This is a genomic window from Frankia sp. AgPm24, assembly GCF_023243055.1.
Classification (GTDB): domain Bacteria; phylum Actinomycetota; class Actinomycetes; order Frankiales; family Frankiaceae; genus Frankia; species Frankia umida.
Map to the genome: position 1 here is coordinate 80,691 of NZ_JALKFW010000199.1, position 26,674 is coordinate 107,364.

At 71.9% G+C, this 26,674-nt stretch carries 23 protein-coding genes, 1 tRNA gene and 1 pseudogene; 14 read left to right on the forward strand and 11 right to left on the reverse strand.

Annotated elements, in window-relative coordinates; translation table 11 throughout:
* Positions 1-28: 28 nt before the first annotated feature.
* From MXD61_RS16965 to MXD61_RS17010, 10 genes are all read left to right on the forward strand, one after another.
* Positions 29-1,228: a MazG family protein gene (locus tag MXD61_RS16965; RefSeq protein WP_248814363.1), complete on the forward strand. Its 1,200-nt coding sequence runs from the start codon at positions 29-31 to the stop codon at positions 1,226-1,228.
* A gap of 133 nt (positions 1,229-1,361) precedes the next feature.
* Positions 1,362-3,332 (forward strand): signal peptide peptidase SppA, encoded by a 1,971-nt coding sequence (gene sppA, locus MXD61_RS16970; protein ID WP_248814364.1) that lies wholly within the window; start codon positions 1,362-1,364, stop codon positions 3,330-3,332.
* Between the two features lie 117 nt (positions 3,333-3,449).
* Positions 3,450-4,733: a phosphopyruvate hydratase gene (gene eno, locus MXD61_RS16975; RefSeq protein ID WP_248814373.1), complete on the forward strand. Its 1,284-nt coding sequence runs from the start codon at positions 3,450-3,452 to the stop codon at positions 4,731-4,733.
* A gap of 5 nt (positions 4,734-4,738) precedes the next feature.
* A complete protein-coding gene (locus MXD61_RS16980; RefSeq protein ID WP_248814375.1) occupies positions 4,739-5,113 on the forward strand; it encodes a septum formation initiator family protein in 375 nt (124 codons plus the stop codon).
* A 79-nt stretch (positions 5,114-5,192) separates the two neighbouring features.
* Positions 5,193-5,765: a DUF501 domain-containing protein gene (locus MXD61_RS16985; protein WP_248814377.1), complete on the forward strand. Its 573-nt coding sequence runs from the start codon at positions 5,193-5,195 to the stop codon at positions 5,763-5,765.
* Positions 5,762-6,715, forward strand: coding sequence for a Ppx/GppA phosphatase family protein (locus MXD61_RS16990; RefSeq protein WP_248814379.1), 954 nt, complete (start codon positions 5,762-5,764; stop codon positions 6,713-6,715). Before MXD61_RS16985 ends, MXD61_RS16990 begins: the two co-directional genes overlap by 4 nt.
* 52 nt (positions 6,716-6,767) lie before the next feature.
* The gene (locus tag MXD61_RS16995; RefSeq protein WP_248814380.1) at positions 6,768-6,950 is read left to right on the forward strand and encodes a hypothetical protein; all 183 of its coding nucleotides are present in this window, start codon (positions 6,768-6,770) and stop codon (positions 6,948-6,950) included.
* Between the two features lie 150 nt (positions 6,951-7,100).
* Positions 7,101-8,471 carry an NAD(P)/FAD-dependent oxidoreductase gene (locus tag MXD61_RS17000; RefSeq protein WP_285223299.1) on the forward strand — a complete coding sequence of 457 codons (1,371 nt, stop codon included), beginning with the start codon at positions 7,101-7,103 and terminating at the stop codon, positions 8,469-8,471.
* A gap of 311 nt (positions 8,472-8,782) precedes the next feature.
* Positions 8,783-8,857: transfer RNA gene (locus MXD61_RS17005), tRNA-Leu, on the forward strand.
* 158 nt (positions 8,858-9,015) lie between these two features.
* The gene (locus MXD61_RS17010; protein WP_248814383.1) at positions 9,016-9,774 is read left to right on the forward strand and encodes a Bax inhibitor-1/YccA family protein; all 759 of its coding nucleotides are present in this window, start codon (positions 9,016-9,018) and stop codon (positions 9,772-9,774) included.
* A 95-nt stretch (positions 9,775-9,869) separates the two neighbouring features.
* Here the strand turns inward: MXD61_RS17010 and MXD61_RS17015 are convergent, their stop codons facing one another.
* Positions 9,870-10,127, reverse strand: coding sequence for a DUF4287 domain-containing protein (locus MXD61_RS17015; RefSeq protein WP_163547558.1), 258 nt, complete (start codon positions 10,125-10,127; stop codon positions 9,870-9,872).
* A gap of 109 nt (positions 10,128-10,236) precedes the next feature.
* On the opposite strand from MXD61_RS17015, the gene MXD61_RS17020 reads away from it, so the two are divergent.
* Positions 10,237-10,620 carry a hypothetical protein gene (locus tag MXD61_RS17020; protein ID WP_248814385.1) on the forward strand — a complete coding sequence of 128 codons (384 nt, stop codon included), beginning with the start codon at positions 10,237-10,239 and terminating at the stop codon, positions 10,618-10,620.
* 21 nt (positions 10,621-10,641) lie between these two features.
* Here the strand turns inward: MXD61_RS17020 and MXD61_RS17025 are convergent, their stop codons facing one another.
* Together MXD61_RS17025 and MXD61_RS17030 are read right to left on the reverse strand one after the other, a co-directional pair.
* Positions 10,642-11,637, reverse strand: a complete 996-nt coding sequence (locus MXD61_RS17025; RefSeq protein ID WP_248814387.1) for a DUF459 domain-containing protein — start codon at positions 11,635-11,637, stop codon at positions 10,642-10,644.
* 75 nt (positions 11,638-11,712) lie between these two features.
* On the reverse strand, positions 11,713-13,308 hold the full coding sequence (locus MXD61_RS17030; RefSeq protein WP_248814388.1) for an MBOAT family protein: 1,596 nt from the start codon (positions 13,306-13,308) through the stop codon (positions 11,713-11,715).
* A gap of 208 nt (positions 13,309-13,516) precedes the next feature.
* Here MXD61_RS17030 and MXD61_RS17035 point away from each other — a divergent pair, with 208 nt between their 5' ends.
* Positions 13,517-14,416, forward strand: coding sequence for an alpha/beta fold hydrolase (locus MXD61_RS17035; RefSeq protein ID WP_248814390.1), 900 nt, complete (start codon positions 13,517-13,519; stop codon positions 14,414-14,416).
* A 13-nt stretch (positions 14,417-14,429) separates the two neighbouring features.
* On the opposite strand, the gene MXD61_RS17040 is transcribed toward MXD61_RS17035, so the two are convergent.
* From MXD61_RS17040 to MXD61_RS17050, 3 genes are all read right to left on the reverse strand, one after another.
* Positions 14,430-14,891: a hypothetical protein gene (locus tag MXD61_RS17040; RefSeq protein ID WP_248814392.1), complete on the reverse strand. Its 462-nt coding sequence runs from the start codon at positions 14,889-14,891 to the stop codon at positions 14,430-14,432.
* A gap of 94 nt (positions 14,892-14,985) precedes the next feature.
* Positions 14,986-16,158 carry a serine protease gene (locus MXD61_RS17045; protein ID WP_248814394.1) on the reverse strand — a complete coding sequence of 391 codons (1,173 nt, stop codon included), beginning with the start codon at positions 16,156-16,158 and terminating at the stop codon, positions 14,986-14,988.
* A gap of 78 nt (positions 16,159-16,236) precedes the next feature.
* On the reverse strand, positions 16,237-16,728 hold the full coding sequence (locus tag MXD61_RS17050) for an antibiotic biosynthesis monooxygenase (protein ID WP_248814396.1): 492 nt from the start codon (positions 16,726-16,728) through the stop codon (positions 16,237-16,239).
* Positions 16,729-16,794: 66 nt separating this feature from the next.
* On the opposite strand from MXD61_RS17050, the gene MXD61_RS17055 reads away from it, so the two are divergent.
* Positions 16,795-17,478, forward strand: a complete 684-nt coding sequence (locus MXD61_RS17055; protein WP_248814398.1) for a helix-turn-helix transcriptional regulator — start codon at positions 16,795-16,797, stop codon at positions 17,476-17,478.
* On the opposite strand, the gene MXD61_RS17060 is transcribed toward MXD61_RS17055, so the two are convergent.
* The 5 genes from MXD61_RS17060 to MXD61_RS17080 all read right to left on the reverse strand — a co-directional run bounded on the left by MXD61_RS17060 (position 17,443) and on the right by MXD61_RS17080 (position 26,429).
* A complete protein-coding gene (locus MXD61_RS17060) occupies positions 17,443-19,437 on the reverse strand; it encodes a VWA domain-containing protein (protein WP_248814400.1) in 1,995 nt (664 codons plus the stop codon). The two genes, MXD61_RS17055 and MXD61_RS17060, sit on opposite strands and share 36 nt — an antisense overlap.
* Before the next feature lie 19 nt (positions 19,438-19,456).
* On the reverse strand, positions 19,457-20,890 hold the full coding sequence (locus tag MXD61_RS17065) for a magnesium chelatase (RefSeq protein ID WP_308222778.1): 1,434 nt from the start codon (positions 20,888-20,890) through the stop codon (positions 19,457-19,459).
* 459 nt (positions 20,891-21,349) lie between these two features.
* Positions 21,350-24,184, reverse strand: coding sequence for a PA14 domain-containing protein (locus MXD61_RS17070; RefSeq protein WP_248814402.1), 2,835 nt, complete (start codon positions 24,182-24,184; stop codon positions 21,350-21,352).
* Complete coding sequence (locus MXD61_RS17075; RefSeq protein WP_248814404.1) at positions 24,171-25,451, reverse strand: glycosyltransferase family 2 protein; 1,281 nt, start codon at positions 25,449-25,451, stop codon at positions 24,171-24,173. The genes MXD61_RS17070 and MXD61_RS17075 overlap by 14 nt, the downstream gene beginning before the upstream one ends.
* A 513-nt stretch (positions 25,452-25,964) precedes the next feature.
* Complete coding sequence (locus MXD61_RS17080) at positions 25,965-26,429, reverse strand: ATP-binding domain-containing protein (RefSeq protein ID WP_374629095.1); 465 nt, start codon at positions 26,427-26,429, stop codon at positions 25,965-25,967.
* A 130-nt stretch (positions 26,430-26,559) separates the two neighbouring features.
* Here MXD61_RS17080 and MXD61_RS28915 point away from each other — a divergent pair.
* A pseudogene (locus MXD61_RS28915) lies at positions 26,560-26,674 on the forward strand (alpha-ketoacid dehydrogenase subunit beta); the annotation flags it as partial.

The following is a 26,674-nucleotide window of genomic DNA, read 5'->3' on the forward strand; positions in this document are numbered from 1 at the left end:
AAATCCTGATGCCTGCGAGAGAGAAGACATGCCGCTGCGGGTCACAATGATCGTTACCAGTCCGCGGGTCGCTCCGGGCATCCTCACCGCGCCCGCCTGGGACCTGCTTCGCCAGCTGCCGGTACTCACGGCGTCACCCGCCCATCCGCAGTTGGACGCCCTGCGCGCGGCCGGCGCCGCCGTCACCGTCATCACCGGCGAGGACTCCCACCGGGAGACCGCGGACGAGAAGCTCGCCGCCTGGCTGTCCCCGCACGTACCGCCGGACGCGGCGCGGATCGCCTGGCTCGCCGATCCGGTCGCACCCAGCGATCTCGATCGCCAGCTGGACCGCCTGGCCCAGAGCACCCCGTCGGACGGTGACGAGGCCGCGCGTGACCTCATCGTCGACACGCTCCTCGCCACCGCCGAGCTTCCCGGCTCGGCGCTGCTGGACGCGGTGTCCGTCATGGATCGGCTGCGCTCACCCGGTGGCTGCCCGTGGGATGCCGAGCAGACCCACGAATCCCTCGCCCCCTATCTGATCGAGGAGACCTACGAGGCCTACCAGGCGATCGAGGACGGCGACCTCGACGAGTTGCGCGAGGAACTCGGCGACGTCCTGATGCAGGTCCTCTTCCACGCCCGGGTGGCCGCCGAACGCCCCGAGGACCCCTGGGATGTCGACGACGTGGCGACCGGGCTCGCCGCCAAGCTGATCCGCCGCCATCCGCACGTGTTCGCCGATGTGATCGTCGACGGGTCGGCGGACGTCGTCACCAACTGGAACGCCATCAAGGCCGAGGAGAAGGGACGGGTCTCGGTGACCGAGGGGGTCGCGCTGTCGCAGCCAGCGCTCTCACTCGCCGCCAAGCTCCTCAGACGTGCCAGCGGTATCGGCGTCCCGCTGGACGTCGCCGTCCCCGTCCCCGTCGCGGCTACGGATCAGGCCGTGTCCGGTGTCGAAGGAGCCCTCCTGTCCATCGTCGCCGACGTGGCGACAACCCCGCTCTCCTCGAGCGATGACGCCGAACGTGCCGTCGGCGACCTGCTCTTCGCCGCCGTCGCGTGGGCCCGCGCCGGGCGGGTCGACCCCGAGCAGGCGCTGCGCGCACGTGCGCGCCGATTCCGCGATCAACTCGCAGCGGCCGAGGGTGCCGCCCGCGCGGACAGCGCCGCACCGCCCGACCCGCTGCCCGCCGAACGGTGGCGCACGCTGTGGCCATCTCCCTGCCCGCCGGCAGGCTGACCTGCCCGCCGGCAGGCTGACCTGCCCGCCGGCAGGCTGGCTTCGAGGTAGGCCGCCCGTGGCGCCGCCTCCGCGCCCACTCTGCTCGGTGCTGGCCTTCCTGCATGGCCGGACCGGCGATTAGCCTCTGAGCATGGCTGCCATCCCACGTAAGGCGCTGGCCGACGTCCGGCAGATCGCGGCGCGGCGGACGGCGCCAGTCGTCCTCGAGCTTGATCTCACGGTGGAACTGCTCGAAGGTGTTCCGGCCGACCCGGTGACGTTCGCCCTTTCTCGACGGCGCAACACGCTGCGCGACATCGTGGAGGCGCTGCGCCACGCCACGGATGATGCCCGGGTTCCGGTCGTGGTCGCGCACATCGCCGCGTGCGGGATGCCACTGGCCCACATCCAGGAGATTCGAGCGGCGATCAGCGCCTTCCGCGCCGCGGGGGGCACCGCCATCGCGTACGCCGACACGTTCGGCGAGTTCGGAGGTGGGACGGGGCCGTACTACCTGGCGACCGCCTTCGACGAGATCTGGCTTGCGCCCTGTGGTGACTGCGGCCTGACCGGGCTCGGTATGGAGACCCCCTTTCTGCGCGGTGCGCTGGACCGTCTGGGCGTGACCGTCGAGATCGGACAGCGCTACGAGTACAAGAACGCGGTGAACACACTCGTCGAACGGGACTTCACGCCAGCCCACCTGGAGGCCGTGAGCCGGATCATCGAGTCGTCCGCGGAGCAGGTCGTCGCGGGTATCGCGCAGGGCCGCGGTATTCCCGCCGACCGGGTTCGGCGGCTGATCGACCTTGGCCCGCTGACCGGCACGGTCGCACTGGACACCGGGCTGGTCGACCGGCTCGGCTATCGCGACGAGGTGTACGCCGCCGCCCGGGCGAGGATCGGCGCGAGCGACGACGGCGATGCTGCTGTCGGCGACGCTGCTGTCGGCGACGCTGCCGGAGAGGGTGGGGGCGGCGCCTCCGAGCCGGTGCTGATGTACGCCTCCGCCTACCGGCGTTCCGCGGAACGCAGGGAGAAGTCGCCGGTGCGGCGCGTGACCGCGTTCGCCGCGCGTGGGCCCGGAGCGCTTTTCCTGCGGGACGAGCCGTCGGCGCGGTCCGGTGGGAGCGAGTCCGAGGCAGGGTCCGAGGTGGCGCGGCAGAGTTCGCCGCTGGCGCCGACCGTCACGCCCGCGCACAAGGACCCGCGTCGCTCGGTCGTCGCGCTGATCTACGGAACCGGGCCGGTGGTGCTCGGTTCCGCGGCGGCGGGCCCGTTTTCCGGGCAGGCTCTGGCTTCTGACTCCATCACGGCGGTGTTGCGGGCCGCGGCACGCGATGAGGATGTCGCCGCCGCGGTGCTGCGGGTCAGCAGCCCCGGCGGCTCCTACGTCGCCTCGGACCTGATCCGTCGGGAGGCCGAACGGTTTCGGGCGACTGGTCGACCGTTGATCGTCTCCATGGGTGATGTGGCAGCCTCAGGTGGGTACTTCGTCGCCCTGGCGGCGGACCTGATCGTGGCCAACCCCGGCACGCTGACCGGGTCGATCGGGGTGTTCGCCGGAAAGCAGGTCGTGCGGGATCTGCTGGACAAGGTCGGCGTCGGCTTCGGTGCGGTCGCGGAGGGCGAGCATGCGCTGATGATGTCCCCGCGGCGGCCGTTCACCGAGGGCGAGCGGGAGAAGCTCGAGGAGTTCCTGGACCGGGTCTACGCCGACTTCGTCGACAAGGTCTCCCTCTCCCGAGGGCTGGGTCGGGACCGGGTCCACGAGCTGGCACGTGGTCGGGTGTGGACGGGCGCGGACGCCCACCGGCACGGTCTGGTCGACGAACTCGGCGGGCTTTCCGACGCCCTGCGGCTGGCCTGGTCGCGGGCCGGCCTGCCGGCGGACGAGACTCCCCGGGTGCGACTGACCTCCAGGCCGTCGGTGCTGGACCGGGTGCGTACACCCAGATCCAGTGAGGATCGGGGCGCCGCGGCCGTCGGTCCGTCGCTGGGCTCGACGGTGGGGTCGGCATTCGGGTCGTTCGGATGGGGCTCCTTCGCGCCACTGGCCGCTCGTCTCGGACTGCCCGTGGCCGGCCCGCTGACCATGCCGCCGATGGGACGGATCCACTGAGTACCTTCGGCACCGGCGGGCGGCGCGCCGCAGCCCGTTCGGCGTCTCGTCAGCCGAGGCACGACGGTAGTCTCGGTCCGTGACGATCCGTCCCCCGTCGCATTCGGAGGTCTAACCGTGCCGTCCATCGAGGCCGTAGGAGCCCGCGAGATCCTTGACTCGCGCGGTAACCCCACCGTCGAGGTCGAGGTTGTGCTGGAGGACGGCACGCTCGCTCGTGCCGCCGTGCCCAGCGGTGCGAGCACCGGCGCCTTCGAGGCTGTCGAGCTGCGTGACGGTGAGGACCGATACGGCGGCAAGGGTGTGCGCAAGGCCGTGGCCGCTGTCATCGAACGCATCCAGCCCGAGATCATCGGGTTGGACGCGGCGGAGCAGCGGCTGCTCGACCAGCGTCTCATCGATCTCGATGGCACTCCTGACAAGTCCGCGTTCGGTGCGAACGCCCTGCTCGGGGTGAGCCTGGCCGTCGCCAAGGCCGCCGCCGCCGCCAGCGACCTGCCGCTGTTCCGCTACCTGGGCGGTCCCAGCGCGCACCTGCTGCCGGTGCCGATGATGAACATTCTCAACGGTGGCGCGCACGCCGACAGCAACGTGGACATCCAGGAGTTCATGATCGCTCCCATCGGGGCGCCGACCTTCTCGGAGTCGGTGCGCTGGGGTGCCGAGGTCTATCACGCGCTCAAGAGCGTGCTCAAGGCCCGGGGCCTGGCCACCGGCGTCGGTGACGAGGGTGGCTTCGCGCCCAGCCTGCCCACCAACCGGGACGCACTCGACCTCATCGCCGAGGCGGTCGACAAGGTCGGCCTGCGTCTGGGTTCGGATGTGGTCCTGGCACTGGACGTCGCGTCGACCGAGTTCTTCGCCGACGGGGCCTACACGTTCGAGAACCAGACCCGGACCGCGGCTCAGCTCAGCGACTACTACGCCGAGCTGGTCGATGCCTACCCGATCGTGTCGATCGAGGACCCGCTCGCCGAGGACGACTGGACCGGCTGGGTGGAGCTGACGGCGCGCCTTGGCGACAAGGTCCAGCTGGTCGGGGACGACCTGTTCGTCACCAACCCCGAGCGGCTCGCCCGGGGCATCGCGTCGAAGGCCGCGAACGCCCTGCTGGTCAAGGTCAACCAGATCGGCACGCTCACCGAAACCCTGGACGCGGTCACTCTCGCCCATCGCAGCGGCTACCGGGCGATGATGTCGCACCGGTCCGGGGAGACCGAGGACACCACGATCGCCGACCTCGCCGTCGCGGTCGACTGCGGTCAGATCAAGACCGGAGCCCCGGCACGTACCGAACGGGTCGCGAAGTACAACCAGCTGCTGCGGATCGAGGAGGAGCTGGACGACGCGGCCCGGTACGCGGGTGCGGCGGCCTTCCCCCGGCACGGTCAGTCCGCCTGAGTCCGGTGCCGGCGCCGCGTGTCGCACTGACGACGAGGGCGACCCTGCTCGCCGTCGTGATCTGCGTGCTGGTCCTCACCCTGGCCTACCCGTTGCGGTTGTACCTGCGCCAGCAGAGCAAGCTTTCCCAGCTTGTCCGAGCGAACGCGCAGGCCCAGACCCAGGTGGACCAGTTGCGCACCACGGTCGGTCGCTACGGCGACCAGGCCTGGGTCGAGGATGAGGCGCGGCGCCGGTTGCACTACCTCAAGCCCGGTGAGCAGGCCTATCTGATGCCGGCACCAGCGACGCCGCCGTCGACGGACGAGGCCCACGGCGGCGCGTCCGCCGGCGGCTCGGCCTGGTACGGCAGACTGTGGTCGCAGATCTCCGCGCCGTAGCGCGGCGTGGCTGCCGCGTCATGATGGAGCCGGCGACATCGTCGTGGACACGACGCCACGGCCAGGAAACGGGGGAAACGTGGTGCGGACGGCCGTGACGACCCAGGACGCGCAGGTTGTCCGCCAGCAGCTGGGCCGTGAGCCCCGCGGCCTGGTGGCGGTCGCGCACCGGTGTTCCTGCGGACGTCCGGATGTGGTGGAGACCGCACCCCGGCTGCCCGACGGGTCCCCGTTCCCGACGTTGTTCTACCTGACCTGCCCGCGGGCGGCGAGCGCGGTGTCCCGGCTGGAAGGTGCCGGGGTGATGCGCCAGATGACCGAGCGGCTGGCGACCGATCCGGAGCTGGCCGCCGCGTACGCGGCGGCGCACCAGGATTACCTCGACCGTCGGGACACCCGTGAGCCGCTCACCGGAGCCCCCAGCGCGGGGGGGATGCCGACCCGAGTGAAGTGTCTGCACGTGCTGGTCGCCCACAGCCTGGCCGCGGGACCCGGGGTCAACCCGTTCGGCGACGAGGCGCTCGCCGCGCTCGAGGACTGGGGCCGTCGTGGCCCCTGCGTGCCCGACGAGGCCTGCGTGCCCGACGAGGCCTGCGTGCCCGCCGCCGGCGGTGCCGAGCGCGAGAACGCGAAGAGGAAGGGATCGGTATGACCCGCGTCGCCGCGATCGACTGTGGCACCAACTCGATCCGTCTGCTGGTGGCGGAGGTCGATGGTCCCCGACTGCGCGAACTGACCCGCCGGATGGAGATCGTGCGTCTTGGCGCGGGAGTCGACCGCACCGGAGAGCTCTCCCCGCAGGCGCTGGAGCGCACACTGGCGGCGCTGCGCGACTACGCCGGCGAGATCGAACGGCTGGGCGCGACGCGGGTGCGGATGGTGGCCACCAGTGCCACGAGGGACGCCCGTAACCGAGGCGATCTGGTGGCCGGAGTCCGGGAGATCCTCGGGGTCGACCCCGAGGTGATCAGCGGGGACGAGGAGGCCGGGTTGTCGTTCGCCGGCGCGATCGGCGATCTGGCCACGACCGCGTCCGTCGCGACGCCGGTCCTGCTCGCGGACATCGGCGGCGGCTCGACCGAACTGGTCCTGGGCGACCTGGCCGGGGTGCGGGCCGCACGTTCGGTGAACGTGGGCTGTGTGCGTCTGGCGGAGCGGCATCTGCGGGACGACCCGCCCACGGCGGCGCAGGTGGCGGCGATCGTCGCCGATGCGCGGGCCGCGTTCGACCTGGCCGCGCAGACCGTGCCGATCGAGCGGGCGGCCACCCTGGTCGGTGTCGCCGGAACGGTCACCACCGTTGCCGCGCTCGCCGCGGACCTGCCCGGCTACGACGCTGAGCGCATCCACCTGTCGGTGACCAGCGCCGAGCAGGTCGCCGAGGTCACCGCCCGTCTGGTGGCGATGACCCACGACGAACGGGCGGCGCTCGCGGTCATGCATCCGGGCCGGGTCGACGTCATCGCGGCCGGATCACTCGTACTGCGCACGCTGATCGAGCGCACCGGGGCGAGCGCGGTCGTGGCCAGCGAGCGTGACATCCTCGACGGCATCGCGCTGGCCCTGGCTGCGGCCCCCGCCGCACCCATCGTCACGGCCTGAGCCACGGTCCCACGGGACGGGCGCACCAGCGGCCGAGCCCGGCGGGCAGGTGGTGACGTTCGCCGCCACGGCGGCCGGGCCGACGAACTCGACGCGCGGGTGTCTGCCTGTCGCGCGGGCCACCGTTGTCGGCTGTTATCACCCGGGCCGGCAGAACACCTTCACCGGGCGGGTCACCGAGGTGATGCTCGACACGGTTTTCGCCTCGACCCCACGGCTGGTCGAACCGGGCTGAGTGCGTTCACAATGTGGGCCGAAATGTGGCCGTCACCACGGCGCGTGGTCCAAAGCACTCATCTGTATTACGTGTCGTGCGTCACGGAAATGGTCGTGCCGGTTGGTTCGAGCGGCGGTGTGACACGGTCGTCGCGGGTACGGTTTTCGCATGAGCTATGGGCGCGCACCGCACATCCTCATCGTCGGTGGGGGTTACGTCGGCATGTACACGGCCCTGCGACTGCAGCGGAAGCTGCGCGGCGGCGAGGCGAGCATCACGGTGGTCGACCCAAACTCGTACATGACCTACCAGCCGTTCCTGCCCGAGGCGGCCGCCGGCAACCTGGAGCCACGACATGTGGTCGTTCCGCTGCGCAAGGTGCTCAAGTCCAGTCGCGTGATCAGCGGGACTGTACAGTCCGTGTCCCACGGGCGACGGGTGGCGGTGATCCAGCCGCCCCTCGGTGATCATTTCGAGGTGACGTACGACGTGCTGGTGATGTGTCCCGGCTCGGTGGCGCGAACACTGCCCATTCCGGGGCTGGCGGAGCAGGGCATCGGGTTCAAGAGCGCAGCCGAGGCGATCTACCTACGCAATCAGGTCCTCAGCCGCCTTGACGCCGCGGCCTCCGCCACGGAGGCGGCGGTCCGGCGCCGCGCCCTCACATTCCTGTTCATCGGTGGCGGTTATGCGGGAATCGAGGCCCTCGCCGAACTCGAGGACATGGCCCGCGATGCCTGCTCGTTTTATCCTGATCTCAGTGCGGACGAGATGCGCTGGGTTCTGGTGGAGGCCACCGGCCGAATACTTCCGGAGGTTTCTCCGGCGATGGGTCTTTATACCGTGAAGCAACTGGAGCATCGCGGAATCGAGGTCAAGCTGAAAACGCGGGTGGAAAGTCTGGTCGATGGGCGGGTCGAGTTGGACAGCGGCGAGCGCTTCGATGCCGGAACCGTCGTCTGGACCGCTGGCGTCAAGCCGAACCCCGTGCTGTCCCGGACGGACCTTCCGCTCGACGAACGGGGCCGGGTGCGGGCCACGGCCTTCCTCCAGGTCGACGGAGTGCCCGGCGCCTGGACCGCGGGTGACTGCGCCGCGGTGCCCGACCTGACCAAGGGGGAGGGGGCGACCACGGGTCCGTCGGCGCAGCATGCCGTCCGCCAGGCGGCTCGCCTCGCGGACAACCTCGTCGCCGAGCTGAGGAAGCGTCCGATTCGTCCCTATGAGCACAGTTATGCCGGCAGCGTGGCGTCGCTTGGCCTGCACAAGGGGGTCGCCGAGGTGTACGGGGTGCGGTTGCGTGGCTGGCCAGCCTGGTTGATGCACCGGACCTACCACCTCAGCCGCGTGCCGACCGTCAACCGCAAGGCCAGGGTGATGGCCGACTGGACCCTCGCGCTCTTCTTCCGGCGAGAGATCGTCTCGCTGGGTTCCTTCGCCGATCCGCGCAGGGAGTTCCGCAGCGTGGCCACGCCGACGCCGGCCGTGTCGGCATCGGCGGCCCCCTCCGGCGCATCAGAGGGCTCGTCCGACAGCTGAGCGGGATGTGACCGGCATCCGGTGCACACCACGAATGCCGGCGACTGTCCAGAGATGAGGTCGGCCGGGTTCCGTGCACCTTAGTGGGCTATTCCGGCGAGGCCGGTGGCATCTGCTAACTGTGCCTACGGCCCGAGGTATTTGACTGTCGCCGCTCGGTCCACCTCCGATCGAAGGTCATGGCGAATGAGCGGCATCCCCGTCACGAAGAGTCACGCTTTCGTCGGTGTCGTCGACCCCGACTGCTTCATCCGCGATGTGTTATTCCCAGAACCTACGTAGCGTGGTAGAAATAGCAGCGATGTAGACGAGCCGGTGTATCCCAACTGGTAGAGGAGGCTGTCCTAAAAACAGCTCGAGTGTCGGTTCGACTCCGACCACCGGCACATTTGCTCAACGTCGATCGCCCACGCCGCCCAGTTGCGCGCGTGGGCGATCGACGTTGGGCTGGACTCACCCTCGCGTCCCGGTCGGGAACCCCTGCGCGCGCGAGATCGTTGGACCGGTGACCATCTCGTTCACTGTCGTTGGAGGAGCCGGCTCGATGGCCGACCTACGTTCCTCGAACCCCGCGCTGCGCCCAGGGTCCTTCGCGCCGCCGCCCACGCCCACCCCGGAGCAGCTTTCCAGCCAGTTCCGGCAGCCGACGACGCTCACCGTCGACGATGTCGTGGTTCACACCCTCGGCCTGTTCGCGGTGCTGGGCATCGGCGCCGTCGGCGGGTGGCTGATCGGGCCGGGCGCTCCGGGCATCGCGCTGGGCGCCGGTCTCGTCGCGCTGGCCCTGAGCCTGGTCGTCTCGATGCGCGGGACCATCCGGCCGTCGCTGGTGATCGCGTTCGCGCTGATCGAGGGCGTCGCGGTCGGCGCGGTCTCGCGCTACTTCGAGGACGCGTTCGCCCACATCGTCCCGCAGGCACTGCTTGGCACCGGGCTGATCTTCGTCGCGATGCTGGTCGCCTACCGCAGCCGCCGGCTGCGCGCCACGCCGCGGATGGCCCGCATCGTGACGGGCGTGCTGTTCGGCGTTGTCCTGCTGGGCCTGGCGGATCTCGTGGTGCGCGGTGTCAGCGACAGCCACCTGCCAGTGATCAACGATCCGTCGCCGCTGGGAATCCTGTTCAGCGTGGTGGTGCTCGGCGTGGCCAGCCTGCAGTTCATCCTCGACTTCGACGGTATCGAGCGGGCGATCCAGGCGGGGGCGCCGCGGTCGGAGGCCTGGCGTGCCGCGTTCGGTCTGCTCATTGGCTTCGTCTGGGTCTACCTGGAGATGCTGCGCCTGCTGTCCAAGCTTCGTCAGTAGCGTCGGTCTGGCCAGCGGCCTCGGCCGGCGGCTGGGGGCGGCCGCACCGGATCGCGGATCCCGGGGCAGCGTCCCCCAGCCGGGCCACGTGCGGCCTAGGTGCGGATCGCCCGGCGGCGTAGGTCGGCTTCGTGTACGAGAGCGGAGGCGTAGCTGTGCGGCAGGTTGTGCTCGGCGCGTAGCCAGTTCACCCGCTCGGAGAAGCGCAGCAGCCCTGGGCCCTCGGCCAGCCGGCCCAGCCAGATGTTCACCTCATGACCGGTGACCTTGGGGATTCGCTCGATGAGGTACTGATGCGTCTGAGCGGAACGGACCTGCGGGGAACGGACCTGCGGGGAACGGTGTAGTGACATGCGCGCCTCCAGTCGTGAAACCCGACGTCAACGACTCATGTCGTAAGCGTGCCCCAGACCACAGCGCCCGGCAAGGGCCGGCGTCGGTTCGGTCCGGTATCCTGCCCGGATGTCCACCTCAGTGGTCGAGCTCGCCCGCGAGGTGCGGCTGCTCGTGCGGCAGCTGCGCGGCTGGGCCGGCGCGTCCTGGGAGGTTCCCGTGCCAGGCGAAGTGAGCCGGGCACAGCGGACTGTTCGACTGATCAACGAGCTGGCCGTTCTGGGGGAACGTGCCGGTGTCGGTTCGCCGCCGGGGATGCGTCCCCCTCGGCTGGCCCCACACGCGCTGGCGGACCAGGTGGCCGTGCTCGCCGAGGAGCTGCTCGCCGCGCTGGCCGACGCCCTGGAGCCGGCCGGTGCGCGGGCGGTGCGGCTCCTCGCCGACGCACGCACGGCTGTCACCGGCGCGCGCACTGATCTCGATGGTGCCGGCTTCGGCTTCCGAACGCGCTGACCCGCGCCGCGCGGGCGGGGCTCAGCCCGGTTGGCGCATGGCGGCAACGGCCTCGAGGACGGGCCCCGCGGCGATCCGAGCGCCGTCCAGGGTGAGGTGCACCCCGTCGCGGGAGCGGGCGAGTACGGCCCGGCCATCGGCGGTGGTGAGGTAGTCGCTGTAGCCGCCGTCCCGCGACAGCCAACGGCGAAGATCCAGGTAGGTGGCGCCGGGAACGGTCCTCGCGGCCGCGGCGGTCGCGGTGTCGAGCTGGTCGAAGTAGCCGGCCAGGCGCTTCGACCGGGCGGGCGGCAGGCCCAGCCACAGCAGGTGCCGGGTGCCGTCGCCGGTCCAGATCCGCATCACCACCTCGGCCCGTCGGGTGTACTCGGCGGCCCACCGCGGTGTTCCGGCGGGCAGCAGTGTCCCGTCGGGCAACGTGATCGTCTGTCCGTCGTTGCCGCCCATGGTGACGATGACCAGCTCCAGGTCGCGCTGCGCGACCTGGGCGCGGGCCTGGACGGCCCAGTCGAAGAAGTCCGGACGCACCAGACCCGTCCCGTATCGGGTCTCGGTGCGCGAGCGCACCGTGGTGCCCGCCGCGGTGGCGATCGCCGGGCCGAGTGTCTCGGTGAGGGAGTCGCCGGTGATCAGTACCCGCTGCGGGTCGGCGACGCTCGGGACCCGCAGCGCGGGCACCGTCCGTGCCGGGCGGGCGGGCTGTGGCGTCATCCGGCGGGCGGTGCTGGCCAGGCCCGGGTTCGACGGGGAGGAGGCGGGGGTCCGACCGAAGAGGTCGGCCAGCCAGCGATCCGGCAGGTCAAGGCGCAGCGGGTGCGTCACCTCGACGAGTGGACGCGCCCCGCCGAGCACCAGGGTCCGGGTGAGTCCAGGGCGCATCCCCTCCCCGGTGTGCACCATGGCTGGCGCCCGCAGCACCGCCAGCAGTCCCAGTACGCCCAGCACCACCAGCATCGCCCGCCCGGCCGATTCGGTCGGACCGTCCGGTTGGCTGTCGTCGCGCTGGGGTTCGGTCATCTCTGCGCCGTCCTGTTCTGGCGGTCATGCGGTCGGGCGTCCCGCGGGACGCTGGCTCGACGGTGAAGGGACAGGTCAGAAGCGGAAGTAGATGAACGGGGACACCGTCTGTGTCCCGACGGCGTGATAGATGACCGTGACGGCAGCGGTGATCAGGACGATCTGGAGACCGGCGCCGAGCCGGGCGAACCGGCCGCGCACGGCGATCCACCAGGCCCGGGGTACGGCCGCCGTCGCCAACCCGGCGAGGATCGCGGCCACCACGGTGGGGGTGACCAGCGGTGCCGGACCGGGCCTGCTGACCAGCCGAGCGAACACCTGACCGGCCGTTCCCAGGTCCGGGGCGCGAAACAGCACCCATGTCGCGCAGACGAAGTGGAAGACCACCAGCCGCCCGATCCAGGTCCGCACCCGCGATGGCGAGGCGGGGCCGGGGGCCGGGCCAGGTGCGGGCCCGAGCTCGCGGGCCGGACCGGAGGCGAGGTGCACCGGGGTCGTCGTCGACCGGAGGGCTGGCTCCGTCAGCAGGCCACCAGCCGGCACCGGCACCGGGGCGGCCTCACGCCGGGGAAGCGGCAGGGACACGGGTCGGGCGGCGGAACGTCCCGCGGGACGTCCGAGGTGATCCCGTCGGGCGCGCAGGCGACGCTCCAGGGCGAGGGCCGCGCCATGCAGGGTGCCCCACAGCACGAACGTCCAGGCGGCGCCGTGCCACAGTCCACCCAGCATCATGGTGATCATGAGATTGAGCTGGGTGCGCCGCGGGCCGGCACGGCTGCCGCCCAGTGGCAGGTAGATGTGGTCGCGCAGCCATCGGGACAGGGTCATGTGCCAGCGCCGCCAGAACTCCTGCAGACTGTGGGCGGCGTACGGGCGGTCGAAGTTGTCCGGGAAGCGGAAGCCGAGCAGCAGGGCGAGCCCGATCGCGATGTCGGAGTAGGCGGAGAAGTCGCAGTAGATCTGGACCGCGTAGCCGTACACCGCGGCGAGGACCTCGGCGCTGGAGTGCTGCGCGGGCACGGCGAACACGGGGTCGACCAGCCGGGTCGCGATCAGATCGGCGAGTACCACCTTCTTGGCCAGGCCGCCGAGGATGAGCAGCAGCGCGCGGTACAGCGGGACCCGACGAGGATCGCGGGGCGTGGTCAGCTGGGGGAGGAACTCGCTGGCCCGCACGATCGGTCCGGCGACCAGATGCGGGAAGAACGCCTCGTAGACCGCGAAGTCGAGCAGCGGCGCGGGGGTGGTCACCCCGCGGTGGACGTCGACGACGTAGCTGATCGCCTGGAACGTGAAGAACGAGATCCCGATCGGCAGCGCCACCTGCAGCAGCGGTAGCGGTGCGGGCAGGCCGACTCCGCGCAGCGCCTCGTCCACGGACAGGGCGAAGAAGCCGTAGTACTTGAACCAGCCGAGCAGGCCCAGGTTGCCCGCGACCGCGGCCATGAGGATCCGCCGGTCGTGCCAGCGGTGGATCGCCCGGGCGGCGGCCTGGTTGAACAGGGTCGATGCGACGAGCAGCAGGACGAACCGGGCGTCGGCGTAGCCGTAGAACAGGTAGGAGGCCGCGAGGATCATGGGCTTCCACGCCCACGGGTGTGGCATGAGCAGCCACGACAGGGACAGGACCACGGCGAAGAACGCCGCGAACTCGATTGTCGGAAAGATCACCTGTGTCCGCCAGCCCTACGGTCATCGTCACCAAATAGAGTCAACCAAGCGCACAAGGTAGTGAGTCTGTGGGCTACATGCCCTTCGCCTCGCGGTGGACTCGGCAGTGGGCCTCGCGGTGGACCTCAGGGCGAGTCCCGAGGGTGGGCTTGGGTGTCTTGGGCGGGAAGGCGTGCGTCTGCGCCATCGGATGGCTACCGTCCGGGCCATGAGCATCGTCATGGCCAACGGCCTGCAGCTGGCCTACGAGATTCACGGTGACAACGGCGGACGGCCGTTGTTGCTGATCGGCGGGCTCGGCCAGCAACGCGCCGGCTGGCATCCAGATCTTCTGGTCGCGCTGGCCCGCCGCGGCTACCGGGTGATCGTGTTCGACAACCGGGACGTCGGCGAGTCGACTCATCTCGACGCCCTTGGTCAGCCCGATCTCGCCGCGATCCTGGCCGGCCGGTTCGAACATGCCCCCTACACCCTGGCCGACCTGGCCGAGGATGCCCTCGGGCTGCTCGACGCCCTGCGCATCGAATCGGCGCACCTGGTCGGCCAGTCGATGGGTGGCATGATCGCCCAGGTCGCGGCGCTGCGTCAGCCGGGACGGGTCCGCAGCCTCACGTCCCTGATGTCACATCCCGGTGATCACCGGGTGCAGCCGAGACCCGAGGCGCTCGGGCTGTTCATGCGCCCGGCCCCGGAGAGCCTGGAGGAGTCCCTGCTCGCCGCCCAGGAGGCCCAGCGGGTGCTCGGCTCACCGGAGTTTCCCTCGGACGAGGCATGGCTCGCCCAGCGGACCCGGATCTACTGGGAGCGGCGCAGCGACCCGAACGGGCTGCTGCGCCAGGCCGCGGCCCTGCTCAGCGCGCCCGACCGGACCGCCGATCTCGCGACGCTCACCACCCCCACGCTCGTGGTGCACGGCGGGGCGGACCCGCTGGTGCCCGTCCTGGGCGGACGGTTGACCGCGGCGGCGATCCCGGCCGCCGAACTGTTCGAGATCGACGGGATGGGCCACGACCTGCCCCGGCCGGTGTGGGACCGGCTGCTCGACAAGCTCGAGGATGTCGTCGATCGGGGCGAGGCGGGCCGTGCGTCGCTGGCGGCCGCGAGCTGATCGACGCGGGCGTTCAGGCGCCAGGCTTGATCACCATCAGGCTGGCGACGAGAAGCCAGCACAGGGTGCTCGTCGCCGCGCCGACGGCGACGCCGGCGATCCGGCGCCGAGCGTCGCCACCGGCCTCCACCTCGGCGATCGCACGCGACATTCCCGGCGCGACCAGGCCCAGACAGCTCGCACAGCCCAGCGCCCACAGCAGGAGCGAGCCCAGCAGCCAGCCGTCTCCCAGCGAGCGGACGCTGCCGAACGATCCCTGATGGACCAGCCCCACGCCGGTGAGCACGAGGAGCAGCGAGGCTGCCGCGAGCACCCGCACCAGCCGGGTGGCCAGCAGCAGCACCGGCAGCGGCCCGGGTACCGCCCGCAGCAGCACCGGCGCCGTCACGCAGACCAGGGCGAGCGGTCCCAGCAGGAACAGTGCGAGGACGACGTGCAGGGTCAGTAACAACCCGAAGGCACCCGGATGTGGCATGTGCCGACGCTATCGATCGATGGCGGAGGTTGGCACACCGGCTGGGGCGGGTCCGGTCGAACCACTCGGCCGGACCACCCCGGGCCGGGGTGCCTCACAGCTGGAGGGAGCGGATGTAAAGGGTGCGGACCTCGTCGCCGAAGCGGGTGCCGTACAGCCGGTCGGTCGAACCGGCGTAGGCGTAGCTGATGACCCCGTCGATCCAGCCGTGCCCGGGGCCGAGCTGACCGAGGCCGGTGAGGAAGGGGCCGCCGCTGGCTCCGGCGGTCATACGGCAGCGGATTCCGATGGACGGGCCGCCGTACGGGTCGGTCGCCGCGGGGCTCGCGCAGTAGATCAGCCGAGTGCCGTCGAACGGCGTCAGCCGCGGATAGCCGAAGCTGTACTGCCGGACGGTGGCCGGCAGGTTGAACGCGATGTCCTGGGCGCCGACGACGTCCTGGAGGCGACGTCCGCCGTGCGGGTTGAACGTGGCGAAGCCGGCGTCGACATCGAAGTCCCCGCGCTGGGACCAGCCCGGGGTGACGAGCAGCTGCCGGGCGGTCCAGATGCCGTAGGGCATCGAACCGTTGGCGTAGCCCGGCACGAAGGCGACGTTGCGGGCGAAGGTGGAGCCCGCCCCGCCGTGCAGGCAGTGTCCGGCGGTGACGACAAGGTTGCGGCCCGGGCTCGTGACGACGCTGGCGGAACAGGCGAAGTCGGCGCCGTCGATGGTGGTGAACAGCCGCCCGGTCGTCGAGGTGACCAGCCCACCGCCACGGTAGGGAGCGCCGTTGCTCGGCGCCGGCGGCGCACCCGCCGGTCCCTGGCCGGTCTCGGCCGCGGCCGCCGACGGGGACATCTCAGCCGCATCGGCCCCGAGGCCGGCCTCGGGGCCGACATCGGTCGTGTCTGCTCTGGCGGCGGAGTGGGAGCCGAAGGCGCGCTCCCGGCGGGTGGTGGTCCAGTAGAGCGTGACCCGCTCCTGCTCCGCGGCGGTGAGCGCGCCGGGAGCGCTCGGGGCGTCCGGCCGGCCCGAGGTGGACGAGCCAAGGGTGGCCGTGGCACCGGGGCTGGCGGGGATGGCCCCCGTCGAGGACGGGCTGCTGATCGTCCCGTGTGACGCCCCGGCCAGTACGGGAGTGGCGGGCAGGGCCGCCGGTGCCAGGGCGACCCCCGCGGTCAGCAGGACGGCGGCCAGCAGCCGGGAGCGGGCGGGTGGGCGAGGTCTGGCGACGCGGCGGGGCGCGGTGTCGCGATGTCTCGCCGGCCCTCGCACTCTCCGCATCAACACGATCGCGGACGGTAGCAGACCGGCCGTGGTTCGGTGGCGCCCTGGGGTCGGGTGCCGAGCTCTCGGCGGAGTTCACCCGACGCGGGTGGGTGCCTGGTGCGGCCGTGGCGGGGCGTCGGCGAGGCGGGCGAAGGCGTCCTCCCAGCTCGGCGCGTCCGCCTCGGCCGCGGTGGGCCAGAGGGCGAAGCGGGCATCGGCCATCGCGGGACCAAACCGGCGCATCGCCGCGACGTGCGCGTCGCCGCGGACGAAGGCGTTGAGGGCGTCGCGGTCGGTCCAGCGCGACAGCGTGTAGTACTCGCGCCGAAGTGGGCGAGCCACCAGGGACACCCCGAGTGCCCCCGGTGTGGTCAGCAGTGCTCGGCGCACCGCCAGGGACTGTCGCAGCATCGCGACCGTCTGCCAGCGTGACCGCAGGATGAACCGGGACGCCATCGTCTGGGTGGTCGCGCCACCCGCCGGCTCGGGCGGCCGGTTCGGTGAGGCCGTCGGACTGTGTGGCGTGGTCCAGGGGAAGGTCGGCATGGCGGATCTCCAGGAGGGCGAGTCGGGCGGGTCAACCATCTCTTTCATACCGTCCAGGCAATAGTATTAAAGAGACCGTATGAGTCAAGCCGTATCATCGGGATCATGGAGGAGATCGCGCTGACGCCCGTGTCCTACCTGGTGCTCGGGGAGATCGCCCGCCGCGGCAGTGCCACGCCGTACGACCTGAAGGTGGGCGTGGCCGGGTCAGTGGGGCATTTCTGGTCGTTTCCCCATGCGCAGCTCTACAAGGAGCCCCCACGGCTGGCCGCGGCCGGGCTGCTGGAGGAGGAACGGGAGGAGGGTGGCCGTCACCGCCGGGTCTTTCGGATCACCGAGGCCGGCCGGCGCCGGTTCGAGCAGTGGCTGGCGCGCAGCGACGCGGGCCGTACCGAACTGCGCGACCCGGGCCTGCTGCGCCTCGCCTTCGGTGACCTGGCCCAGCCGCAGGACGTGACCCGACTGGCCCGCGAGCAGGCGGACGCGCACCGCGTGCAGCTGGCGGTGTACCAGCGGCTCGCGGCGTTGCCACCGCGGGAGATCGTGTGGTCACTGCGCCAGACGCTGGAACTCGGTCTCGCCTACGAGAAGCTGGCGGTCGACTTCTGGGACGGCGTCGCCCACGACCCCCGCATCGTCGCGCGCTCCCACGACCCCGCGCCGGACCGCGCCGACCCGCCCACCGCCGGGTCTTCCACCGCCCCGCCTTCCGCGACCCCCGCCAGGCGGGGGCGGCGGAAGGCGGCTGGTGGGTCAGCGGGCGGCGCGGCGGCGACTCCGGGAGCGTAGATAGTCGCGGATGACGTAGCTGCCGAGTGCCTGCGGGTCGGGGGAGAGGATCCGGCCACCGTTGCGGCGGGCCATCTCCTCGACGAACTGCACCAGCCGGGGCTCGTCGTCGAGCATGAAGACGTTGATCGTGACGCCGCGCCGGGTCAGCTTGTCGACCTCGGCCAGGGTGAGTTCGAGGGTCTCGGGCATCGGCGGCCAGGAGAACGACGGGGTGCCGTCGCGCAGCAGGTGGGCGGTGGGCTCACCGTCGGTGACGACCATGACGACCGGCTCGGCCTGCGGGTAGCGGCTGAGCAGCCGGCCGGCGATGAGCAGCGCGTGCTGCAGGTTGGTGCCCTGGACCATCTCCGAGTCGAGCCCGGCGAGCTCGACCGGGCGCAGCTCGCGGGCGTAGTCGGAGAAGCCGATGATGTGGATCTTGTCCTGGGGGAAAGAGGTGCTGACCAGGGCGTGCAGTGCCAGCGAGGTCGACTTCGCGATGCCCCAGGTGCCCCGCAACGCCATCGAGTACGACAGGTCCACCAGCAGGCAGACCGCGGCCGTGGTACGACGTTCGGTCTCGGCGACCTCGAAGTCGGCGACCGTGAGGCGGACGGGACGTCCGGGGCCGGTCGGACCGCCGCGCAGCACGGCGTTACGTACCGTGCGCACCACATCGATCGGTTGGGTGTCGCCGAACTGCCACGCGCGGGACGTGCCCAGCAGATCGCCGGCGGACCCGGCATCGGTCTGGCCGTGGTCGCCTCGGCCACGGGCGGAGACCTGCCGGAAGATGCGGGCAAGCGCCGCCTGACCGATGCGGCGCACCGCTCGCGGGGTGAGCTCGAGGTTGCCGGCCCGGCGGGTGATGAACCCCTGGCTTTCGAGTTCCCGCTCGATCTGCTGCAGGCTGCGCAGGTCGTCGACGGCGGAGCGGCCCAGCGCCCGAGCGACGGCCTCGGGATCGACGTCCTGCAGGGACGCGCCAGCGTAGTCCTGGCTCAGGGTCGAGGCGAGCTCGTCCAGCTCGGCCATCTCCTCGAGGGCGCTGGTGGCATCGCCGAGGCCCAGCGGTGTGTCGCCGGTGAGGCCCTCGCCCATCCGGGAGCCGCGCCCGCGTGCCCGTCCACCCCAGTTCAGGTCGGGCCGGGCCGCCCGCAGCGCCTGGTCGAGCCGGGACATCTCGGCGGCGAGCCCGAGGTCCTCCCGCGCGGTGGACAGCAGATCGGCGAGTTCGGCCCGCTGCTGGGGGGTCAGCCCGGCCAGCAGCCGGGCCGCGGCGGCCGCCCGACGGGCCAGCGCGTCGACGAGATCGGCCAGCGACCGCGGTTGCTCGGGGAAGAAGTCGCCGAACTCCGCCATGAACCGCTCGAACGCCGCGCTGGTGTCCTCCCCGCGCAGGTCCGCCTCGAGCATGCTGTTCAACGCGCCGATCATCTCGCGGATGCGGGCGAAGTCCTCCGGACCGGCCTGCTCGAGCGCCTGCTTCATGCCCTTGAACTGGGCATCCAGGACCTCACGGCGCAACAGCTCGGAGATCTGCTCGTAGGTCTCGCGTGCCTGCGGGGAGCGCCAGTCGTAGTCGGCGAGCGCGCGCACGGCCCGGGCCGGGTCCGACGGCAGGCTGTCGAGTTCGGACTCGCGTAGCCGGGCGGTGTCGGACGGGTCGGGAAACAGCGCCGCCCGCTCCTGGCCCACCGCGGTGTCCAGCAGCCGACGGACCTCGGTCAGGGTGCCGTCCATCCGGCCGCGGGAGCGGGCCTCCCGGCGGCGACGCTCGATGGCGCGGCGCAGGTCGTCCAGCCCGCGGCGACCGGGCATGCCGCGGCGCAGCAGGGCGTCGAGCGCCTCGCGGGGGGTCCGTCCCTCGAGGATCTGGCGTGACATCTCGTCCAGGGCGCCGGCGGCGGCGAACGGTGAGGCGAGCGGGTCAGGGCCACCATCGAACGGGCTGTAGCGGAACGTGCCGGAATTCACCGGTATGTCCTCCCTTGGGTCACGACCCGCCGTAGACCGTTCGGCCGGGCAGTTCCTCCTTGGCCAGCCGGCGGTTGAGGTACAGGCCCTCCATCGCGAGCTCGAGCGCGGCGGCGGCGAGGCCGGGCGACTCCGCGCCGTCCACACCGAGCCGGCCGAGGATCGCGGCGAGCCCGGGCACCGGCCCGATCCGGCGTAGCAGTTCGGTCGCCGGGACCAGCTCCCCGGTCTCGACCGGACCGTCGTTCTCGAAGCGGTCCTGCAGCCCGGTGAGATCCGCGCCGGCCAGCCGGGCCCGGAAGGTCTCGGCGATCGCGCGGCGCAGCAGCAGCGCCAGCACCTCGTCCTCGCGGCCCTCCTCGAGCTGGTCGAACTCGACCTTGCCGCGCACCGCCGGGATGATCGAGGCGAGGTCGACCACCCGGGCGGTGGCGGTCTCCTCGCCGGTCAGCGCCGCGCGCCGCACCGCGGAGGCGGCCACCGTCTCCGCGGCGGCCACGGCGAGCCGCGCCGACACGCCCGAGCGCTGGTCGACCTGCGGCGCGTCGCGGACAAGCCGGGTGAACCGGGCGACGATCTCGAGCAGATGGTCGGCGAGCTCAGGGCTGCCCAGCGGCGAACCGGCCCAGCTGACGGCGGCCTCCTGGCGGATCAACGCGAGCTCGTCGGCCAGCACCAACGGGTAGTGGGTCCGGACCTCGGCGCCGAAGCGGTCCTTCAACGGGGTGATGATGCGACCCCGGTTGGTGTAGTCCTCGGGGTTCGCCGAGGCGACCAGCAGCAGATCCAGGGGAAGACGCAGCAGGTAGCCGCGAACCTGGATGTCACGTTCCTCGAGCACGTTGAGCAGCGAGACCTGGATGCGTTCGGCAAGGTCAGGCAGCTCGTTGACGCTGAAGATGCCGCGGTTGGTCCGTGGGACCAACCCGTAGTGCACCGTCTCCGGGTCGCCCAGGGTACGACCCTCGGCGACCTTGACCGGGTCGACATCGCCGATCAGGTCACCGACGCTGGTGTCGGGTGTGGCGAGCTTCTCCCCGAACCGTTCGCCGCGATGGCGCCAGCTGACCGCCAGCTCGTCCCCCTGCTCGGCGGCGAGCGCCCGACAGCGCCCGCAGGCCGGCGCGTAGGGATGGTCGTTGATCTCACAGCCGGCCACGGCTGGTGACCACTCGTCGAGCAGGCTGACCAGCGTCCGGATCAGGCGCGTCTTGCCCTGCCCACGCTCACCGAGGAAGACGATGTCGTGACCGGCCAGGATCGCCCGCTCCACCTGCGGCAGCACCGTCTCGTCGAAGCCGACGATGCCCGGGAACCGCGGCTGCTCACCGCGCATCGCGGTGACGAGGTTGTCCCGCAGCTCGGCGCGTACGGAGCGGTGGACATGCCCGCTGCGGCGAAGCTCGCCCAGTGTGGCGGCCGCCGGCGGCGCGCCGACAGGCGTGCCGAGCAGGGCGCTCGCCGACGGTGGGGCCGTCGCCGGGGAGGCGACGACCGGGGGGGTCGCGGTCGGTGGGATGGAATGACGGGGTGGTACCGGCAGGTCCTCCACGGGTTGACGGTACGTCGGCGTCGCCCGGTGCGCAGCCAAGTCGGCCGCCGTCCGCTGCGGGCGTAGCCCACCGCCGCGGCCGACCGGGTGGCCGGCCGGCCGCGGCGGTGCGCGGTGCGCGGTGCGTCAGAACACCGCACCGTGCACCGCGCGGACGCCCCGCGGGACGCGGCCCGCGACTCGCCGGTCGGCCTCGCCCGGGGGGGGGGGGGGGGGCGGCCCCCCCCGGGGGGGGGGGGGGGGGGGGCCCGTCGGGTCCGGTGGGCAGGCCGCGCTGGACCAGGACGACCGCGGCGCCGTTGACCAGCACCACCACCAGCGCGACGAGCACCAGGGTGCCGCGGCGCCCACTGTGGCCGGTCATCCGATCCGGACCCAGCGGGCGACCGAGGGAACCCCGGCGGTGTTCTGCGCGAACATCATGTAGTACCCCGGCGGTAGCAGGTTCGGATTGGCGGGGACGTCGACGTTGATCTGGCCGTTCTGGCCGGCGGTGACCGGCAGGTCGACGCTGCGCTGGTTGGGGTCGGCCTGATGGGTGACCGACGCGGGGCGCAGCAACGTGACGCGACCGATGTCGCCGGTGACGCCGAGGCTCTGATGGGAGCCGTAGCCAAAGGTGGCGGCGGCGGCGGTGATCGACGGCCGGGTCCGGGTCATGTACCACGGCCGGTAGACGGAGATGGTCTGGTTGAACGAGCCGTCCAGCGGGTTGTTGCCCAGCGCCGCGACGCTGCCGTCGGGCAGCAGGAAGGCCTGCGAGTGGTAGGTGCGGTCCTGCGGATCGGCGGGCACCGAGGTGAAGTGGTTGGTCACCGGGTCGTAGAGCGACGCCTCGTGCACCGGGTCGGAACGCAGGTGCCGGCCGCCGCCGGTCTCGAGGACCAGACCGTCGGGCAGGATCACCGCGCTGACGTACATCTTCGCCGCGGGCAGGTTCGGGCCGGGCTGCCAGCGCGGGTCGGCCTGGCGCAGGTCGATGAGGTCGGTGCTGGCGATCGCGTCGGCGCCGGCGTCGCCGTTGCCGCCGCCGAGGGTCAGTACCCGGCCGGCCTGGGCCGGTGGCAGCAGCACCGAGGCGCCCTGGTCACGCAGGTTGACCTCACGCAGGCCGGGGACGTCGTTGACGGTGGCGGTGGCCGGATCGTAGATGTTCGAACCGGCCGCGGTCGGCGCGTTGCCGAACGTGTGGACGCCGGCGTAGAACAGCCGTCCGTCGGACATCAGTTTGAGTTCCGGGTAGAGCCCCCAGAAGAAGAACGTCTGGGGTACCTGGGCCGCGGGCAGCCAGCGGCCCTGGGTGCTGTCGAACTGTTCGGTGGCCACACTGCCGGCCGCGTTCTGGTCCAGCCCGCCGACGGCGATGACGTCACCGGTGCCGAGCGCGGTCAGGCTCGGATACCAGTGGCCGCCGCCGGGCAGGTCGTTCGTGACGGTGTAGGTGCCCGCCACCGGATCGAAGACATAGCTTTTCGCCAGGCCTTTGTAGTTCGTTGTCGGCGTCGAATAGGCAGATGTTCCACCGGCCAGCAGAATGCGCCCGTCCGGGAGCTGTACATGTCCGGAACAGAAAAGGTCGTCCGCAGTGGGTGCGTTCGCGAACTGGCCGGTGCTCGGGTTCCAGACGGTGGCGGTGAAGGCGTGCGAGTCGAACGCCGCCTGGTCGTTTCCCGAACCGGCGACGAGCAGCACGTCTCCGGTGTGCAGAACGCTGGCGTGCACGGAGCGCACGGGCATCTGGTAGCTCAGGGTCTGCCAGGTGCCGCCGCAGTCGGCGGTGCAGCCGCCGGGTGGGGGCGGCGGGACCGGTCCGGGATCGCCGCCCCCGGTGTAGTCGACCCGGATCTGCGCGCCGCCGGCACGCTCGTAGTACTCGGTGACGAGGGTGTGGGTGCCCGCGGTCAGGGTCGGGGACGCGGTGAGCGTCGTCGGGCCCTGATCGTTCCAGCCGTCGATGACGCGGGTGCCGTCGACGTAGACGCGGACCCCGTCGTCCGCCGTCGCGGTGATCTGGATCGGGCCGCCGGCGAAGCTGTCGACCCTGGTCCAACGGGCGGAGAAGGCGTCGGTGCCGATACCGGGCACGTCCGGGCCGCCGTTGCCGTAGGGATGGTGCAGGCCGGTCTCGCACCGGGCCGGCGTCGGCGGGCCGGTCAGGGTCACGTTCGGGAAGTACTGCGCCGACCACTGGATCGAGTTGCAGGACGCCACCGGTGCCGCGGTGAACTGTTCGCCGACGTGGACGGTCGCGCCGCCGGTGTGCTCGTAGTACTCCACCTTCAGGTCGTGGCTGCCGGCGCTGACCGCCACGTTCGCCGTGTAGGTGGTGGGGCCCTGGTCGCGCCACTGGTCGAGGACGGGCTGGCCGTCGACGTACACCCGGATGCCGTCGTCGGCGGTCACGGTGAGCGCGAGCGTGCCGGCGGCGAGCGTCTCGGTGCGCGTCCAGCGGGCGGAGAAGTTGTCGGCGCCGATACCGGGCAGTCCCGGGTCGCCGCCGCCCCAGTCGTGGTCGATGTCGGCCGAGCAGCGGGGCACGCTGGTGCCGGCGAGCGTCCGGTTCGGGAAGTACTGCCCCGACCACTGGCCGGCCGGACAGTCCGGGCCGCCGGTGCCGGGGCCCGGGTCCGGGTCCGGGTCGCCGTCGGGGTCGGGGTCGGGGTCGCCGGTGAAGTCGAGGTCGACCCGCGCGCCGCCGGCGCCCTGGTAGTACTCGACGACCACGGTGTGCGCGCCCGCGGTCAGCGTGCGCGCACCGGAGTAGGTCTGGGGGCCGTGGTCACCCCAGCCGTCGGCCACCGGCTGCCCGTCGATGAGCACCCGGACGCCGTCGTCCCCGGTCACCGAGGCGGTGTAGGTGCCGGCGGTGAGGGTGAACGTGCGGGTCCAGCGCACGGAGTAGTTCGTGGTGCCAAGGCCGGTGACGCCCGGGCCGTTCAGCGACCAGTCGACGTCGACGGCGGCGTCGCAGCGCTGGGCGACCGGGGTGCCGGCCAGCGCCGTGCCGGTGAAGAAGTCGGCGTTCCACTCGGTGTTCGGGCAGGTCAGCGCCTGGGCGGGGGTGCCCACCGCGATCAGGGCGAGGCCCTGTCCGACGGCCGAGGCCAGCAGCACCACGCCCAGCAGCGCCCGCCTCGGCCGCCTGGGCCGCCCTGGCCGGTGCCGCCGTGCGCGGCTGGGATCAGCCGGGGGCATCGGTGGCCTCCTCGCCCGCGGCCGCCGCCGCGGGGACGAGGGTCCGCTCGCGGGCGGTGGGACGGGCCCGGCCGCCCAGGTGGCGCGGTGCCCGACGTCCGGTGGGCGGGGGCACGGGACGGGTGCGGTAGACCAGCCGGTCGACCACCAGGTAGCGCACCAGCACGGCGGCGGCGAGCGACAGCAGGGTCGCGATGCCCACGCCCACGCCCCAGCGGCCGACCAGCAGCGCCAGCAGGGGCAGCCGGATGACCAGGTCCAGGTTGTTGAGCAGGGCGAAGGTCGGATAGCGCCGCAGCCGGGAGCCGTCGCGGCGATCCCAGACCAGCAGTTCACAGCCGACGAAGTTCCAGGCGATCGCGGCCTGCGTGGCGATGATCGCCGCGGCCAGGTAGTGCAGCCCGAGGTGGTGCAACGCGGCGGTGCCGAGCAGGTTCGGCGCCGTGCCGGACGCGCCGACCAGCGCGAACCGAGCGGCCCGCGGCACCCGCAGGGCGAACAGGCGGCGGGCGAACCGCAGACCCTCGGTCATCGACGCGTTGGACGCCCCGGCGTGACGCTCGGCGAAGGTGTAGCCGACCTCGCGCACCCGCAGCTGTCCCGCGGTGGCGAGCAGCTCCAGCAGGATCTTGTACCCGTCGGGACGCAGTCCCGCGGTGTCGACCGCGGCCACCCGCACCAGGAAGAAGCCGCTCATCACGTCGGAGACCCCGCGCAGCCGGCGCGGAAACGCGAGCCGGCACAGCAGGTTCGACCCGGACGAGACGAAGTGGCGGACCGCCCCGGACAGCCCGGACGCGCTGCCGCCGGCCACGTAGCGGCTGGCGACGACCACGTCGGCACCGTCGCGGACCGCCGCGGCCAGCAGGTCCGGGATCGTCTCCGGCGGATGCTGCAGATCACCGTCGATGATCACGGCGAACGGCGCCGCGCACAGCGCGAAGCCCTCGGTCACCGCGCCACCGAGCCCGCCCGCGCGCTGCCCGGCGGCCCGGTGGTGTATCCGCACCGGCAGCCGCACCGTCGCGCGGACCCGCTCGATCTCCCGCTGCGTCCCGTCGTCGGAGTCATCGACGAAGATGACCTCCCCGGCGACCCCGGCCAGCGCCGCGTCCAGGCGGCGCAGCAACGGCGCGACGTTGTGCACCTCGTTGCGGGTCGGCACCACCACCGACACCTGGAGGTGGGGGCCTCGGGCGCCCCGCACCGGGACGGGTTCGTCGTCCGGTGGGTTGCGGGGGCGCGGCAGGTCAGATCGACGCAGCATTCCGGTGTGATCGTCGGGTTGTCCACCCGCGGACATCGGCGTCACCGCAGCCAGCCCAGGAATGATTTCTGTCGCCCCACAGGCATATTTCTTACCAAGAGCATGACGAATTTCCCCCAGGTTTACAGGCCGAACTTCGGCCCTTTACCACTCCCCCGGGCCGACCCTCGGCCGAACATTTGACGGCCGGTGGAAAAAGTACACGCACACGCCCGCACGAGGGGCCAGAGCACCCACCCGGCACACTCCGAGACACAACCAGAACATCTACAGCATCCACAACGTGGCCCAACCCGACATGAAATTCCCGACATTCCCGCCAGGAATTCACTGCATCTTCAACCGCTTACTTCCTGCGCCGAGATTCCGTTTCTGGCGGGCCAGGGAGCATGTCTCACCCGGGAAGACCACGCGCCGGATGACGGCCCACACCGAGGGTCGCGGCGAAACGGCTCCGACCGAATCCAGTGGGGTCCGGCGGGGCCCGGTTGAATCAGGCGGGGTCAGGCGGGGTCAGGCGGGGTCGAGGCCGTCGCGCAGCATGTCGGGCAGGTCGCCGGAGTGCACGACGCACAGGGAGCGGGTGGCCCGGGTCAGCGCGACGTAGAGGTCGGCGAGCCCGCGGGTCGGTTCGGCGAGCAGGTCGGCGGGTTCGACGAGCACGACCGCGTCGAACTCCAGGCCCTTGGTCTCGGCGACGCTGAGCACGGCGACCGGGGCGTCCAGCGCGTTACCGGCGACGCTGGTCGGGTCGATCGAGTCGGGGGCGACGGCGAGTTCGGGCATCAGCGCGATCAACGCCGAGCGCAGGGGCTGGACGTCCCTGGGCCGAGCGATGACCGCGACCCGACCCGAACCCGCCGATCCGTCGTGGCCGCCCAGGCCCAGGCGCAGCGCCTCGCGTTCGGCCGCGTGCGCGACAGCGGCGATCACCTCGGCGGTCGGCTCGCCGGGAAGCACCGGTCGCTGCGCGAGCATCGGGCCCAGGCCGGTCACCTGCTCCACCGGCACGTCGCCGGCCCGCAGCGCCGTGGGGCGCCGGCCCACCGAGCGCACCGACACCGGTGCGACCAGGTCCGGGGCCGGGGCGGCCCCCGCCCGGCGTGCGCGGGCGCCGCTGGACCTGGGCCCGGTGCTCGAGTCGGGGCGCCGCACCGGACGGCTGGTGGTCGTGCACGAGGCGCCGTCGAACGTGTCGGTCTCCGCGGAGGTCGCGGCCCGGG